14 protein-coding genes are annotated in these 15,733 nt (G+C 69.4%); 2 read left to right on the top strand and 12 right to left on the bottom strand.

The genetic code is table 11. The features are described from left to right. Positions 1 to 28: 28 nt before the first annotated feature. The 11 genes from ACZ4NB_RS28215 to ACZ4NB_RS28165 form a co-directional block, all read right to left on the bottom strand. Positions 29 to 2,662: a M16 family metallopeptidase gene (locus ACZ4NB_RS28215; protein WP_467665847.1), complete on the bottom strand. Its 2,634-nt coding sequence runs from the start codon at positions 2,660 to 2,662 to the stop codon at positions 29 to 31. Next, positions 2,643 to 4,190 carry a flavoprotein gene (locus ACZ4NB_RS28210; RefSeq protein ID WP_467665846.1) on the bottom strand — a complete coding sequence of 516 codons (1,548 nt, stop codon included), beginning with the start codon at positions 4,188 to 4,190 and terminating at the stop codon, positions 2,643 to 2,645. The genes ACZ4NB_RS28215 and ACZ4NB_RS28210 overlap by 20 nt, the downstream gene beginning before the upstream one ends. Beyond that, positions 4,187 to 5,149, bottom strand: coding sequence for an LLM class flavin-dependent oxidoreductase (locus ACZ4NB_RS28205; RefSeq protein ID WP_467665845.1), 963 nt, complete (start codon positions 5,147 to 5,149; stop codon positions 4,187 to 4,189). The genes ACZ4NB_RS28210 and ACZ4NB_RS28205 overlap by 4 nt, the downstream gene beginning before the upstream one ends. Then, a complete protein-coding gene (locus tag ACZ4NB_RS28200) occupies positions 5,146 to 6,942 on the bottom strand; it encodes an ABC transporter ATP-binding protein (protein WP_467665844.1) in 1,797 nt (598 codons plus the stop codon). The genes ACZ4NB_RS28205 and ACZ4NB_RS28200 overlap by 4 nt, the downstream gene beginning before the upstream one ends. A gap of 12 nt (positions 6,943 to 6,954) precedes the next feature. After that, positions 6,955 to 7,962, bottom strand: a complete 1,008-nt coding sequence (locus ACZ4NB_RS28195; RefSeq protein WP_467665843.1) for a methyltransferase — start codon at positions 7,960 to 7,962, stop codon at positions 6,955 to 6,957. Positions 7,963 to 8,072: 110 nt separating this feature from the next. Further along, positions 8,073 to 8,258 carry an LxmA leader domain family RiPP gene (locus tag ACZ4NB_RS28190; protein ID WP_467665842.1) on the bottom strand — a complete coding sequence of 62 codons (186 nt, stop codon included), beginning with the start codon at positions 8,256 to 8,258 and terminating at the stop codon, positions 8,073 to 8,075. Between the two features lie 85 nt (positions 8,259 to 8,343). Next, complete coding sequence (locus ACZ4NB_RS28185; RefSeq protein WP_175257800.1) at positions 8,344 to 8,559, bottom strand: LxmA leader domain family RiPP; 216 nt, start codon at positions 8,557 to 8,559, stop codon at positions 8,344 to 8,346. An 85-nt stretch (positions 8,560 to 8,644) separates the two neighbouring features. Continuing rightward, positions 8,645 to 9,607 (bottom strand): T3SS effector HopA1 family protein, encoded by a 963-nt coding sequence (locus ACZ4NB_RS28180; protein ID WP_467665841.1) that lies wholly within the window; start codon positions 9,605 to 9,607, stop codon positions 8,645 to 8,647. Further along, a complete protein-coding gene (lxmK, locus tag ACZ4NB_RS28175) occupies positions 9,604 to 10,776 on the bottom strand; it encodes a class V lanthionine synthetase subunit LxmK (protein ID WP_467665840.1) in 1,173 nt (390 codons plus the stop codon). The genes ACZ4NB_RS28180 and lxmK overlap by 4 nt, the downstream gene beginning before the upstream one ends. A gap of 357 nt (positions 10,777 to 11,133) precedes the next feature. After that, entirely contained in the window at positions 11,134 to 11,868 is a 735-nt protein-coding gene (locus ACZ4NB_RS28170; protein WP_467665839.1) for a response regulator, read from the bottom strand. Further along, positions 11,865 to 12,452 (bottom strand): DedA family protein, encoded by a 588-nt coding sequence (locus ACZ4NB_RS28165; RefSeq protein ID WP_467665838.1) that lies wholly within the window; start codon positions 12,450 to 12,452, stop codon positions 11,865 to 11,867. Before ACZ4NB_RS28165 ends, ACZ4NB_RS28170 begins: the two co-directional genes overlap by 4 nt. 1,193 nt (positions 12,453 to 13,645) lie before the next feature. On the opposite strand from ACZ4NB_RS28165, the gene ACZ4NB_RS28160 reads away from it, so the two are divergent. Beyond that, entirely contained in the window at positions 13,646 to 14,035 is a 390-nt protein-coding gene (locus tag ACZ4NB_RS28160; RefSeq protein WP_467665837.1) for a hypothetical protein, read from the top strand. Positions 14,036 to 14,140: 105 nt separating this feature from the next. Continuing rightward, positions 14,141 to 14,698: a DUF3291 domain-containing protein gene (locus tag ACZ4NB_RS28155; protein WP_467665836.1), complete on the top strand. Its 558-nt coding sequence runs from the start codon at positions 14,141 to 14,143 to the stop codon at positions 14,696 to 14,698. Between the two features lie 405 nt (positions 14,699 to 15,103). Here the strand turns inward: ACZ4NB_RS28155 and ACZ4NB_RS28150 are convergent, their stop codons facing one another. Beyond that, the gene (locus ACZ4NB_RS28150; protein WP_467665835.1) at positions 15,104 to 15,397 is read right to left on the bottom strand and encodes a hypothetical protein; all 294 of its coding nucleotides are present in this window, start codon (positions 15,395 to 15,397) and stop codon (positions 15,104 to 15,106) included. Between the last annotated feature and the right edge of the window lie 336 nt (positions 15,398 to 15,733).

The raw sequence follows: 15,733 nt of genomic DNA, 5'->3' as shown, positions 1-15,733 counted from the left end.
GGGCGGGCAGGCGGGCGGCAGCGGAAGGTCACACCAGGGGGCCGGCGTGCCGGCGAGGGACCGGAGCCGACGGTGTGCCGTCGCCTTCCACCAGCGTGGTCCACCGGTCGGCCGCCGCAGAGGCCGGTCCTGGCCTGCCCAGCACGACCAGGGTCATACGGTCCGCGGAAAAGAGGTCGGCGCACGCCGTGCCGACCTCGGCCGGGGTCGCCTGCCGCAGAAGTTCCGGCAGCCGTTCCGCCCAGTCGGGCCGCCTGCCCGCCGAGACCGTGTCGCGGAGCAGGTCGGCCTTGGCCGCCGGGGAGTCGAAGACCCCCAGCAGTTGGGCGGCGCAGAAGGTGCGGATCGGCGCGAGTTCGGCCGCGGTGACGGGGACGGTCCGGAGCGCGCCCAACACCTCCGCGATGCCCGCCACGCCGCCTGCCGCGTGCCGCTCGGGCAACGTCGCCCTGACGTAGGCCCGGGCGGTGCCGAGGCAGATGTCGCGCGCGGAGTACACCGTATGGTCAAGACCCGTGCGAAGGCTGTGGGCGGCCAGCCGGGACTGGTAGTGCGCACCGGCCACCGCGGTGGCCAGGTACCGTGCCGCCGAAGCGGTGTCCCCCGTCGGCTCCGGTGCGCTCAGCGTCAGGTGCACGTCCCTCATGGCGTCGTGATGGAGCGCCAGCGTGCCGGTGTCCAGCGGCGCGGCCGCCTCCCCATATGGGGCCGCTTCGCCGGGGGCGTCGGGCTTCCAACCGGACAGGGCCCGTTCCGCGTCGGCGGCGAACCGGTCGGGATCGATGTCGCCGACGGCCACCAGCCAGCCACCGCCCCGGCGCAGAATGTCGTGGTGCACCGCTTCGAGGCCGGAGCGTTCCCCGGCCGGTTCGCGCGACGAGGCGGAGTGGGCGAGCCAATGCCCGCGCAACGCGGTATCGCTCACCGCCCCGGGGTCACGGCGGCGCGACGGTGTACGCGGCGGCACGAGCGCGCCCACCGGGGCCGCGAGCTCGCCAAGGAGCCCCAGCCAGTGCGTGACCCCGCCCGGGGGCGTGAAACCGGTGATGTCGAGCCACTGGCCGTCGGTGGACAGGTGGAACGAGCCGCCCCGCTCCTCCGCACGGCCTGTTGCTCCAGTGCGCCCGGCCAACACATGGACCAGCGCGTCGACATCCTCCGGGCGCCGCCACCCTGGCGCACCCAGCGGCAGCCGCAGCCGCAGCTCCACCAACGGGATGCGTCCGTCCCTGACCGCCACGACGCGCGTACCGCTGCCGAGCGTGACATCACGCCGCGGGCCGTAGTACGGCGTGGGTTGCACGCCCAGCGGCGGGACCGGCCGGGCCGGCGCCGGGACGGCCACCGGACCGGGCGTGCCGGGGGTCTGCGCCGCAACGGGCGCGGGAGCCGTATCGCGGGGGGCCGGGGCCGGACGGGTCCTGGCCGTGCCGGGGGCCATCACCAGCACTCCCTTGGCCGCCGCGTGCAGGCCGCGAGCGGCGGCGGCGACGTCACCGGGGCCGATTTCGCCAAGCCGGCCGGGGAGCTCGTCGAGCAGCTCGGCCCGCCCGAAGAGAAGCTCCAGACGGCCCAGTGCGCGGCTGCGGGCGTAAACGTCGACGTGCTGCCGGTGGTGTTCGGTGATCATGCGCCGGACCGCCTGGGCCTGGGCCCGCTCCAGCCGGGGGTCGTCGGCCCAGGAGAGCCACCGGCCGGTCATCGCCTCCACCGCCTGCCGCGGCGAGACCGCCGGGGGCACCAGAGCGGTGAGGACCAGTAGGTCGGGGTCTCTGGCATCCAGCGGACCGAACACCCCGCATCCGGCCGACGCCGCCTGGACGCCCTCCAGTCCCTGCTGACTGATCATTTCGGCCAGTACGGCATGCGCCAGATAACCCGCCATGTCCGCGCGGGGATCGGGCAGCCGGTAGCCGACGGCCACGGCCGCCGCGGGAACCCCGGGTTCCGTGCAGGTCGCCCACCGGTCCTCGGTCAGGTCCGGCTCCCGCAGATCGGGTGACGGGGCGGACGGGCGCGACGGTATGCCGCCGAAATGCCGCTCGGCCAGGGCCAGCAGCTCCTCGGGGTCGTGATCGCCGACCACGGTCAGCACCGCGTTGCCCGGAGCGTAATGGGCCTCGAAGAACTCCTCGCACTCGGCGACCGTCGCCGTGCGGAGCTGCTCCAGACGGCCGTATCCGTCATGGGCGTTGGCGAAGCTCTCGAAGACCACACCGGGCAGCAGCGGCCAGGGGAATCCTCCGTACGGCCGGTCCTCCACCGCCGCGTGGATCTCCACCTCGATGCCGTCCAACTGACCGGCCAGTGACTGCTCGGTGAACCGGGGCGCCCGCATCCGGTCGGCCTCGCTGAACAGCGCCTGTTCCAGGGCCGCGGCCGGGACCACCTGGTGGTAGTCGGTGTAGTCCTGGTGGGTGGTGCCGTTCGCCTGGCCGCCCAGCGGGTGGATGTGGTCATAGAAGCGGCCCTCGGGAAGGCTCGCGCTGCCCCGGAACATCAAGTGCTCGAAGAGATGGGCGAACCCTTCCCGGTCGGGCCGCTCCGACCGGTAGCCGACCCCGTAGTGGACGCAGACCGCCGTGCGCGACGCTCCTGGCTGTCGCTCGACGACAACCCGCAGGCCGTTGCCGAGGGTTGCCCTACTGACCTTGTGCGTCATCCTCGGAATCCTCGTTCTGCGAGAGGTCGACGAGAAACCTCAGGAAGTCGCAGTAGTGGTCGAAGCCGCGGTCGAAGTCGTCGACGTAGGCGGCGATGTCATGGACGTGGAGCAGGATGCGCAGCGCCGCCATCCGCTTCCACTCCTGTCCCAGCTCACGGCCGTATCCCTCGAACAGCGCGCTGGTGAGGGCCTGCCACGATTCCTTGTCGCCGCCCAACTGCCACTGCAACTCGACCAGTTCGCCGACCACCCAGCCGAGGTCGAAGTACCACGGCGCCGCGCACACGTCCTCGCCGACGAGCAGGTCGCAGCGTCCGGAACCGGGGTCGACGACGAACGACCCGAGACCGGCCGCGCCGTGTGCGAGCACCGTCCCGGGGTCGGCGACGGTCAACCGGTACCAGGCGGCCACCTGGCTCCAACGCTCCTCGCCCAGGCTTCGGCGCAACTGTCCCTGGACGCACGCCGCGCGCGGGCTCGCGGCCCGGCCCGCCAGCCAGTCACCCAGCCGCGCCAGCCCGCGCGCCGGCCGGGCCGACAGGTCCGCGGGGGGATCCAGGTCATGGACGGCACGCAGCAAGCGGCCCAGGTCGTGCAGGGGCTTGCGCAGTTCGGCGCTGGGGCCCTGGTGCAGGAGCAGGTGCGCGGCGGATATCGCACCGCGCACGTCGTAGACCCGGGCGGGGCCGTCGGCGTCCCCCGGTACCAGCCGGGCCTCGTCGATGTCCCCGGCCTTGGCCGGCACTGCGCGGACCGTGTCGTCGACGGGCTGGAACGGTGCGGGTGCGAGCGGCCCTGGTGACCTTCGCCAGCGCGTCCCGCCCGTCGGCAGGGTATGGACCGACGTACGCAGCAGCCCGGTGCCGAACTCCGCCCCGGACTCGAACACCCCGGATTCGAGCGGACCGGGCACCGCAGCACGGTCCCGCGCGGCAGCGAGCTCGGCCCGGCGCTCGGCGAGCAGCTGGAGCACCTCGGGCATCGGCGGCGGAACCCAGGCGTCCTCGCGACCGGTCGTCAGGCTGCGCCCCGGGACCGGCGGGACCAGCACGATGTTCGGCCGGGCCGCGAGCGTCGCCCAGTGACCCCGGAACGCGTCACCCTCCAGGGCGCCCGGCGGCAGCGCGGGAGCGACGACGACCGGCGCCCGGGTGCACTGGGCGGCCAGCAGGACTGGGCTGTCCGCCAGGCCCAGCGCGAGGCGCGCCATGAAGTGCACGGTCGCCGGGTACACGACGATCGCCTCGGCCCACTCGGCCCACTCGACATGCCGCGCCGTGTCGTCCTCGTCGGGCCAGGTGTCGGTCGACACGGCACCGCCCACCCGGGAGCCGACCGCCTGCCTGGTCACGAAGCGCTCCGCGCTGCGGGTCAGCACGACTCGGACCTCCAGCCCCGGGCAGGACAGCCGTAGGTGTTCCAGCCAGTACGGGGCGGACCAGGCGTATGCGGAACCCGTGATCACCACGAGCATCCGGGTCAGGCCCAAGTCGGCGGAGGCTCCGGCCGGTGTCTCGTCGATCACGACGTGACCTCTTCCAGGAGCGTCTCCAGCTCCGTCAGCGATGCCCGCTCGCCGTACCGCATGTGAACGCCGGTGACGTTGAGGACGATCTCGTCGGCTCCGGCGTCGGCGTACTCCCGCAGGCGCGCGGCCAGTTCGGCCGGTTCGCCGTAGAGGAAGGCGCCGCCGGCGAGCAACGCCTCGGCGTTGCCCCGCGGGTTGCCCGGGTTCACCGTGATTCCGGACCGGGCCAGCATGTCGATGTAGTGCGGGAGCAACGTGTGGCCGGTGTTGCTCACGGCCGCCAGCTCGACCGGGTCCCGGTCCGCCGCGGCCAGTGCCAGCGGGACCATCACCGCTACCCGGGGCGCGGGGCGCCCAGCGGCCTCGGCCCCGGCGCGCAGTGCGGGCACCACGACATCACGCACGTACGGCGCCGGGGTCAGCCAGGTGATCGCGACGTCGGCGATCTCCCCGGCCAGCCGCGCCATGCCCGGGCGCAGCACGCCCAGACCGAGCTCCACTTGCGGGCGTGGCATCAGCGGGAACTCCGAGTGGCAGGTGAAGTACTCGCCTTCCTGGCTGATCTCGCCCTTCTCCAGCAGTCCGCGCATGACGGAGACGTATTCGCGTACCGCACCGAGCTGGCTGCGGTACGGCGCTCCCAGCAGGCTGCGCTGGAAGGAGACCGCGCCGGGCCCGAACCCGGCCACCACCGAGTGGCCGCTGGACACCGCCAGCGCATGGGCCTGTAGCGCGGCCTGGTAGGGGTGACGCTGCGGCATCAAGGTGACGCCGGTGCCGGTCGGCACCCGGAAGCCGCTCGCCGCGGCGTGGGCGAAGTCCTGGAACGGGTCGTTGAGCACGGCCTGGCCCTGCCACAGCCGGTGCGCGTCGCTCCACTGCGCGAGGGCGGCGTACGGCAGCAGCTGCTCCGGGCGGTACGGGGCGAACGGGGCGATGAACGAGAAAGTGGTCACCGGTCGGCTCCTGTCAGATTGTCGGCCGGCTCACCGGAGAGTCCGAGTTCCTGCCCGTGCACCAGCTCCGCATACGTGGGGCTGGTCAGCATCAGGTCGTCGTGGCGGCCCTGGGCGGTTACCCGGCCGCCGTCCATCACGATCACGTGGTCGGCGTGCCGCACGGTGGAGATCCGGTGGGCGACCACGAGTACCGCGCGGTCCTGGCTGATCTGGTCGATCAGGCGGCGCAGTCGCACCTCGTTGATGCTGTCCAGATGTGAGGACGGCTCGTCGAGCAGGATCAACGGTGCGTGCGACAGGCTTGCCCGGGCCAGGGCCAGCCGTTGCCGCTGGCCGCCGGAGAGATCGTGGGCGCCGCCCAGGACCGTGTCCAGCCCGTCGGGAAGGCGGGTGATCTCTTCTTCCAGGCCGACGTCCCGCAGGGCGCGCAACAGGGTCTCCTCGCCCACCGGGGTCTGCTGGCCGAGGGTGAGGTTGTGACGCACGGTGTCCCGCAGCAGCGTGGACGCCTGGTCCACGTAGGCGAGTTGGCCGCGCAGCTCTTCCAGCGGCCATTCGGCGGCAGCCCTGCCGAACACTTCGACCCGGCCCTGGTCGGGATCCATGAACCGCTCGACCAGCCCGAGGACGGTGGACTTGCCCGAACCGGAGAGCCCGACCATCGCGGTCAGCCCGGTGGCGGGGACGGTGAGATCCACCTGTCGCAGCACGGGCTCCTGGCCGTAGGCGAATTCGACCTGGTCGAAGCGGACGGCAGGGGCTCCGGCGACCGGCAGCAGCGAGTCGCCGGGGGCCGTGTTCGCCGTCCGCTGCTCGGACGGGAGCGCGAACAGGGCGTCGAAGCGCTTGCGGGAGACCAGGCCCGCCTGGATCGTGGAGATTCCCGACATCGCCATGATCATCGGCGCGGCGAGCTGGAACAGGTACAGCAGGAACGACACGAACGTTCCCAGGTCGAGGTCACCGCTCACCATGCGCGCGCCCCCACCGAGGACGATGGCCACCAGGGCGACCTGCTGGCCCAGGTTGATGACGGGGACCATCAGGGCCTCCATCGCGGAGGCCTCGGTCTCGAAGGTGGCGACCTGCCGTGCGCGGACGGCGAGTTGATCCGAGACGACACGCTCGGCGCGGTAGGCCTTGATCACCGTCAACGACTCCATCATCGCGACGAAGTGCTCGGCGAGGGAGCCGACCTCATCCTGGATGGCGAGGTACTTGCGGCGCAGTGCGACCACCACCACGGCGATGACGGCCAGGGCCGCGAGGAACGCACCGAGGGTGATGAGGAGCAGCACCCAGTCCAGCAACCCCATGATCACGAGCGTCCCGATCAGGGTGATCAGTGACATCGGCAGTTGGATCGGGCCGATGTCGACGATGCTCTTCACCGCGGCGGCGTCGGCGGTGAGACGGGTCGCCAGATTTCCCGTGCCTTCAGCGCGGGCGGCGTGCAGGCCCAGGCCGAGCGAGTGGTGCATGCTGCGGACCCGCAGGTCGCAGATGAGCCGATGGCCCATCCGGGACAGCAGATAGGTGGCCAGGGCGTTGGCGGCGGCAGTCCCCAGGCCGACTCCGACCATGATCCAGGTCCACCGGGTGAAGCCCTGCCCCTCCTGGATGGCGACCAGCAGCTTGCCCACGGTCCACGGCAGGACCAGCGTCGCCGACGTGGCGGCCAGGGCAAGGCCCATGACGCCCGCCAGCAGCAGGTACCTGCCGCGGAATATCTCCCTCAGGATGAGCAACCGCTCCTGGGGCGCGTCCCGGCTCGTACTCGCCGTGCTCATAGCAGTGATCTCCTAGACCGAGAACTCAATCAACGACCTGACCGCGGTGGCCGGTCCCTCCCACGTCACCCGCAGGCCCGCCGCGTGGCCGAGCGCCTTCAGCTCCGTGACGGTCCGCACGGGCGTGGGCATCATGGCGCGCAGCCAGAGCTCCGTGCGGTCGGCCTCCGGGCCCGCCACGCGCGCGTCCAGGCTGACGTCGGCGAGCAGGACCTTCCCGGTCCCGGCCGCGGCCTCCGCGCAGCGGCGCAGGATCGCGACCGCGTTCTCGTCGTCCCAGTCGGCCAGGATCGCGGAGAGCAGGTAGACGTCCCGGCCGGTTGGCAGCGGCTCGAAGAAGCTGCCGACGACGGCACCGCCCCGGTCCTGGAGACCGGCGTTCACGATGTTCTTGGTGGCGAGCGCCACCGAATTCTCCAGGTCGAGCACGGTGCCGCGCAGATGCGGGTGCCGACGCAGCAGGTTGATCAGGACCGCACCGCTGTTGCCGCCCACGTCGAGGACATCGCCTACACCCGTCCAGTCGTAGCCCTCGACGATCAGTTCCGCGTCGCACACCAACTGGTCGGAGGCGAGGCGCTCCAGGGCTCCGACGAAGGCGGGGCCGTCGTTGAGGCTCTCCCAGTAGCCCCGGCCGAACACCCCCACATGGGCGGGCTCACCGGTGCGGATCGTGTGGACCAGTCCCACGAGCGCGATGTCCGACCGGCCGGCCATGCCGTCCTCACGGAGGTTCTCGCGTACGGAGAACGGGTGGTCCGTCTGCAGCGGCAACCCGGCCGGCTCCAGCGCGTACCCGTCGGCCCTGTTGCCGCGCAGCAGCTTGAGGGTCACCAGATAGCCCAGGAGGCTGCCGAGCAGATCCGTGCGCGTTCCGCAGATCCGCGCCAGCTCCTCCACGTCGCTCACCCCGGCGGCGATGTGGTCCGCCACTCCGAGCGTCGCCGCGGCGCGGATGGCGGCCGGGCGCAACAGGTCGGCCGAGTCCACGAGTTGCTCGGCGTGAGCCAGGTCGTCCATGTCTGATGCTCCAGGTGGTGTGGTGACGTTGACGGATGAGCCCGGGTGCGGGCAGACGGGGGTCGCTGCCCGCACCCGGCTCGTGCCGGGAGTGCCCCGGCACGGGTGGATCAGCAGCCGCCGGAGATGGTGCGGCCAGAGAACTGACCGGCCATCCAGGAGACTCCCGCGCTCGCCGCGGCAGCGCACAGCGGCGTGCTCGCCGGAGCGTTGACGGTCGCGTTGACCTGCAGCTCCTCGGAGTTCGCGTAGGCGTCGTAGCCCGCCACGAGCTCCATGATCGAGGTGCTCTTCATTGTTGATCCACCTCCTTTCCTCACTCGGCGGACATCACGCCGGTCGGCGTGACGAGTCGTGAGAAAGCAGCTCTTGAGGAGCTGTTCAGCAGGTGATCTCGTAGGTCGCGCCGCTGACGGCGGAGGCGCCGGCCGAGGCCCAGCCCGCGCACTTGGCGGAGGAGGCGCGCGACGCGACGGAGACACAGACCCAGGTGGTGGCCGGGGCGCCCGCGGCGGCGCTGACGTTCAGCTCCTCAGCCTCGGTGTACGCGCTGTAGCCGGCGATGAGGTCGGTGATGGCCATGGTCTTGTTGTTCATTGGTATCCTCATTCGTGGTGATTGTTTTCTTGATTCAGTTCTGAACTGAATCCAGGGGGCGCGCACACGCCTCCTGGAAAACACTTCAGCTCCGGACAAGTTCGGCTTCCCGCAGATCGGCGGAGTCGAGGTTGCGGGAGGGATCGGCCGGGTCGATGTTGGCCTCGGCCAGACGGTCGTGGAGGATCCCGGCCAACGTGCCGGGGTCCTCGGCCGTCTCGATCAGCGCCTGCGCCAGCACACTTGCCCGGTGCTGGCCGAAGCTCAGGCCGTCCATTCCGGCCGCGGAGTCCCTGGGCTCCCAGGCCGTCGCCACACCCGGACGCAGCCGGCGGGTGAACACCGAGGTGTCGGCGCCCACGCCGGGCAGACCACCGAGGGCGTCGGCGAGTGCCTGCGCGGCATCCCGGCTCCGGCTGTCGAGGTAGACGACCAGGGCATCGCGTCGCGGGTACAGGTGCTTACTGGAGATGATCTTCGCGCGGTAGGTCACCGCGTGCTCCTCAAGGTGCTCCAGCGCCGTCCGCCAGATCTCGGGCGCCGCGATCCACTCGGTGATGTGCACGTAGACGCGCAGCAGGTCCGCGGACCGGTGCGGCATCGTGCCCTCGACCAGGAAGAAGCCGGGCGACAGCGCGGGCCTGCAAGAGGTGTTGGCCACGCCGACCGTGGTGCCGGGGGCTATCTCGCCCTCCGCGCGGATCCGGTCGCCCGGCACCCAGACGCGCAGCCCGCCGAGCTCGACCAGGTACGCGGACTCCCCGACCGCGTGGACCAGGCCGCGCAGGAGCGTCTCGGAGTGCGGCACGGCCGCTGCGAGAGTCCGCTCGAACTCGGCGTCCCGCAGCCGAAACGGAAGGTCGGTGTCCTCCAGGTCCAGCCCCGCGTGCAGCCCCTCGTAGAGCGCGTTGGAGAGCAGTCGGCGCAGTTCCCTGGACGTTTCGGCCTCGATGCGCTTGGTACCCACGGTGGCGCTGGACCGGTCCGGCGCCACGGTGACCCCGCGGACGGCTTCGAGCAGCGGGGGCGAGACGTGGCTGCCGGTCATGGCGTTACCTCAAATCCGAGAAGGGGTGCGAACTTGTGCGGCGTGAGCAGCGCCCCGCGGCCGATTCCCGCGGCCGCCCGCTCGATGCCGGACAGCCGCTGGCTCTGCGCGGCGCCCGCGATCAGCCGGTCCAGCAGATGCCAGCCGGCGAACGCCGTAGCGCGTGCGGTGAACTCCGGGTCGAGGTGGGTGCGGACGGTCCGGTAGCCGCTCCAGAAGCGGTGCACCAGGGGGAGCAGCCGCTCCATCTTCTCCGCGCCCCTGGCCAGGATCTGGTCATGGGTGAGTTCCACGTCGTCGAAGGCCGACGATCCCGCGTCACCGCGGTTGGTGACGATGTCGAGCACCGACCGGTAGAGCCACTCTCCAGCGAACGAACCCACGTCCCGGGCCGGATCCGAGAGCCGGAACTCCTCCCAGTCCGTGAGGATGGGTACCGCGTCGTCGGTGACCAGCAACTGGTCCACCCGGAAGTCGCAGTGGGAGGGGACGCGCGGGGCCTGGCTCTCCCATTGCTGGAGGTCTTCCACGGCCTTGATCAACGCCGCGTCGTGCTGCATGAGCCGCCACGCCTCAAGCTCGGCGAAGCTGAGCTCGTTGTACATCGCCAGCGGCATTCCGCGCAGCAGCCCGGCGTCCGGCAGCGACGGCAGCGTCTGGTCCAACTCACCGTCGGGGACGGCGGCATGCAGTGCGCCGATCGCCCGGCCCACCGCGAAGGCGAGGTCGCCGCCGAACGCCTGGTCGACCATCAGCTCCGCGCCGCTCTTCGCTTCGATGTGGGCGAACACCACCAGCCGGGCGGCCTCGTCGAAGCCCAGCAGCGACGGTACGTATCCGGCGAGTCCGTCGACGCCATCGACGAATTCCTCGAAGGACAACAGCCGCTTCATCCGGGCCCGTACGTCCGCCTCGGGGCCGACCAAGCGCTTGACGAAAACCCTGCGCCCGCTCGTGGTATTTCCTGCCCAGGCGTGGTTGCGGCCGACCGGCGCCGACACCGAATCACGAACGAGAGCACCCAGTCCGAGCCGGATCAGCAGCGCGTCCACTTCGGGAAACGCGTCCAGGTCGACCGGCCGGAAAGTGGGCTGGGTTTTGGGTGCCGCGCCCTTTTCCAGATTTTCGGTCTGTTCATCGGCGCGTTCCGGCAGCCGGGCCCTGAGCATAACTCCCCCGATACAGTGATTCCGCTTCCATGATGAAGGGAGGTGGGTAGCTGTTCCAGCGAGAGGCCGGAACCGTTATCGGGACGAGTGAAAACGACGCGATATCACTCGCACGAACATTCCGAAAAGCTACGACAGGACATCTTTGGCAGAACTTCCTGCCGAGACTCCGATCCACTTCCTTCAAACACCGTCAACTCCTGCGGAGCAACGTCATTCGAACGACCAGGACGTTTCTTTCCCGGCCTGAAACAAGAATATCTGACGGCGGCGAGCACACCACCCGCCATTAGTTGGTAGCGGCCAGCCAAGTGGCTATTCCCGGCACCGGATACCCCCAATTGGACGGCACGCGCCCTACCTTTGGATAAGCGTCGGCCGTTCCTCGGCGATTCGCGCGAGTACCGGTGAGCCGGCGGCATGTTCCATGCTCGGGCGTATGCAGTGCGGCAGTCGCGCCCGGTCGGCGATGACGGCCGCCTGTACTCGGTTGACAACGCCGAGCTTTCCGAAGATTCCGCTGACGTAATCCTTGACCGTGCCGACGCCCATCAGAAGCCTGCGACCGATATCGGCGTTGGACAGCCCCTCGGACACCATCGCCAGCACTTCACGCTCGCGCTCGCTCAGCGATGCCGTGAGCTGACGCGCGTCTTCAACGGCGGTGGAGGTCTGAGCGTCCTCGCTCAGCTCGGACAGCAGCTGGGAGCCGGCCAGGCCGGACAGGACGATATTGCCGACGGCGAGGGTGCGCACCGATGCCACCAACTCATCCGGCCCGGTGTCCTTCAGGAGGCAGCCCGCCGCTCCGATGCGGAGCGCCGCCAGGACGAAGCTGTCGGCGGCGGGCGTGGAAAGCACCGCCACCCGGGGCGGGTCAGGCAGGTCCAGCAGCCCCTTCAATACGCTGAAGCCATCGACGGACCGCATCTGGATGTCGAGCAGCACGACATCCGGCCGACAGTGCCTGGCCTCGGCCACTGCCTGGGCGCCGCACGCGACCCTGGCGCTGAGCCGGTCTGCCGATTCGATGATCATTTGGAGGCCCGCGCGCAGCAGAGGGTCATCGTTGACGATCAGAGTGAGGGTCACGATGACTTCCTGGCGGCTCGGAGGCTCACGGTCAGACGTATGAGCAGCATCGCGGCGATGATGCCCAGCGAGACCCATACGGCGTGGTGGGTCACCGTCTCGGCTATCTGCACCGCGGGAGACCCGATGGCGAATCCAAGTCCGGTGAACAGCCCGGCCCAGGCAGCCGAACCGACCAGGTTGAGCATGAGGAAGGTCGTCAGACCCATGCCCGCCCAGCCCGCCGAAGCGAACGCGAGCGCCGAGGGAATCAGCGGCAGAGGGGCGAGCACAACGGCCGCCGCGATGACCCGCCGGTTCGCCGGAGTCTCGCGGGCGAGCAGCCCATGGCTCCGCTTCTTCTTCCGCTCGTCCGGGGGACCGGCGAGGAGCCGCACCAGGCCCGCGCCCCACAGCCGGCCCGCCAGCCAGAAGACCCAGGCGAACTTCATCATCCCGACGACTCCGGCGATGAGGGCGAGTACGAACGGGGTGTCGCCGACGCGGGCGAACGCACCCGCGACGGTCATCGTGCTCTGATCGCCGGTCAGCACCTCCAGCAGTACCGGATTGGTTCCGATAAGCCAGGGCTTGAGCGGCCACATCGCAAAGGAATAGGCGAATACCAGCAATATGCTGTACCAGCAGACAAGATCCCTCGCCGAGGGAGCACCGCCCCATGGCAGCCATGACTTGTCGAGGGGGCGGGTTTTGTCGATCCGAACGTGCCGGGTCTCGGTGGTCAAGCGGGAACTCCTATATCACGCTGTCATAACCTCGATCGAGGACCAGTGGACGCGGAAATACGCCGCACAGAACAGCTCGCGGCGAGGAGTGGTCGGCGTCCGGAGGGCCCTCTTGAGGGAATCCTCATATCACTGGGATCAGCACGATTCCCTGGCGTCTCACATGGAGGCCGCGAAGGAATGCGCGTTCCCGCTAGCGCACCACTGCGCGTACCCTGTTCGCCAAGGTAGGTCGAGCCATGTCTCCCCCGACAGAAATGTAAATACCACGGGCGCATGGAGCTTGCGCCGCCGCACGTGAGAGCATCGTCTGCGGCTGGAAATTCACACACCTTTTGTCATGTCCATAGCGCGCGAGGTGAGGGGTACCCCTACCCCTCAAAGCTCGCGAACTCTTCCCCGTAGAGCAGAACCGTCATTAGGTCGGTCATTGACCGGTTCCACCCGATAGGGCAAATCTAAGTGCAAAGATCTGTACAAGCAAGTTCGCTCATGTCCACTGTGACGCAGATCACTCACGCAAGTCGCGCGCATTCACTTGCGCGGCGAATTTCTGGGTAGTGGCGACCGCTGGAATTCCTCAAGCAACCCTCAAGCAACCCTCAGGCGGCTGCCGAGCGGACGATCCCGGCAGAGAAGGTTCGCGCGACAGGACGAACGAAGCCCCCGGTCGACGGGGAGGCCACTGGCGCCTCAACTCGGTCAACAGAACGCAGCGTTGACCATTTGTTCAAAACTAAATTAATACCATTCGGTGGCTCAACGGACGCGCGGTCCGCGAAAGCAGGACGGGATGATGCGTAGTTGACGCCGCCGGCCGGCGAGCCTGTTCTGGTTGACCGAGCCGGCGCGATCTGGGAACTGCCCGAGAGGCACGGCCCACCCCGTCGCTTGTTGCGGTCGCCGAGTGCCATCCTGCGGTGCCGGGTTCGTTGGCCCGGTGGCGGATTCGGCCACTGAGCCGAGCCCGCAGCGCGGTGGCGCCGGGCCCGAGACCGGAACCGACTCGTTGGCCCGGCGAACTCCTCGGCCAGATACGTGACGTGCAAGCTGTGTGGACCGAGGGCGCCATCCAGCGGATCACCGCCGAGAACACCACCCTCACACAGCGCGTCCGCCAGCTCACCACCGACAACCGCACCCACGACGAGCGACTCAAGGCCGCCCGCTCGAACCTGCGCTTCCAGGACCGGCGCGTCGCCGACCTCGAAGCCCGCGTCGCCGAACCGGCGATGCGGGCTTCGATGCCGCTCCTCCTCAGTTGCCGGGCCGATGCGGACTTCCACGACGGTAGGCAGCGCCACCGCCCAATTCCCGCAAGGACCTGTACAAGAGGCCACTTGGACAGGGAAAACGCAACTTCGACATGGCCCGCAGAGGCAGCTACCTTCACCTGGTCTTCGGCGGTCGCCCACGGTCGCGCGGGGGTTCCTTCAGGCTGAGCCACCCGCGACGGGATGAGTTCGTCACGCCCCACGAACCCTCGCCCCCATGCGCAAGCCACCGAACCGGGTCCACACCAGGCACCCCCAACCAGGGAGAGACGCATGCCCCATCTTGCTCTGTACACGTTCGGCGTCCTGAAGTCACCTCTCGCCGACCCCGCACCTCTCACGCGCGAACTCCACGACAGGGGCGAGGCCATCTACCGGAAGATCGGCCAGCACCCCGGATACCTCGCTCGTGCTGAAGCGGCAGACCGCAGCCGGGGCACACACTTCGACTTGGACTGGGGTGCATGGGGAGAGTTCGCCGTACCGACCTGGTACGGCAAGGGCCATACGGTGGAAACCATCGCCCTGGACGCGACCCTCTCACTCTGGACCGACCTGCGCCCCGCCTTCGACGCCATCTACACCGGTCTGCACCGCGAGGCGCTGAACAGGCGTTACGACTGGTTCGAGAGGACAGGACACCCGAGTTACGTGATCTGGTGGGTCTCCGACGGCGTGATACCCACCTGGCAGGACGGGGTCTCCAGGCTGGAGCACCTCCACGACCACGGCTCCGCGCCGCACGCCTTCACCTTCCACCACTCGTTCGCCCCGGACGGAACTCCGACCAGGATCACAGGCATCGGGCCGAAGAGCGACCAGGTTCGCTGACAAGGAAGCCTGAACGACTGGTTTCGCTGTCAAACGCCTCGATTGAATGACGGCGAACAGCAACGGCCTGGCTTTGTTCACGGGAACCCGGTTCTCGTGAACAAAGCCAAACGGCTCCGACTCCCCGTCACGGGCCTGTGGCTTATGAGTCGTCGCAGTTCAGAGCCGGTTCACGAGCTCCTGTGTTCGGTAAAGTTGAAGTACAAGCGCTCCCGCGACCACTTCTCAGTTCCGGGCTCGACGGACCACGCTGTCCTCGCCTTGACGGGCGGCTCTCCTAGTGACGCACAGGCGGAATATCCGACGCGGACGGTCTCACATCGGTGCGCCGTGGGCGACCTCGACAGCCTCGTCCACTCACGCCGGCCCCACCGCGAACGCCGGCGTGAAAGCTGATGGTCTGCATCACGGCAGTCGCAGCGGGCCTGAGATCAGAGCACCCTCCCCCGTGACCGTCAGGCGTGCCTGACGGCCGCCCGGCGAGCAGTCGCGGCCGTTGGGATAGGTGGGCTGCGGGGTGATGCTGATCTGTCGATCGAGCACGGTGGCGCCCCGCTGGTTCCGGAACACCAGCCTGACGCGTATCGGCTTCCCCGGGAGGTCACGTACGAGCGCGAAGCCAGGCCAGATGGAGGGCTCGGGAGTGTGGGCGGTCGTCGCTTCCGGGCTCTCCGCGGCGGTTGCGGATTCCGTGGTCATCACGGGGTTTCCTGGAGTCGCCGGGCCTTCCGGCCGGGTCTCCCGCAGCTGCAGCGCGCGCTTCCGGCAGCTGCCGTCCCAGCAGGCCGTAAGGCTCGCGGCAGTCACCCTGTTCGCCAGTTGCGGGTGGACCTCCACCCGGATCCCCGCGGGAGCGTCCGTCAAGGTGCAGGGATGGGTGTCTCCCGCGGGACCCCCGCACGCGGTCAGTAGCGCCAGAGCCGCCAGGGGCACCGTCAATCCGGCCTTCCGTCTCACGCTGGCTCCTCGCAACCGTCTGCGTCTTGATCACGGCCACTCATGCTCGCACGGCAGCTGCCCCCAGCCGGTCGACCG

This window comes from Streptomyces sp. NPDC026575 (assembly GCF_055567415.1).
The sequence above is the reverse complement of the archived record's forward strand: the minus strand, read 5'-3'. Positions and strand labels throughout refer to the sequence as shown.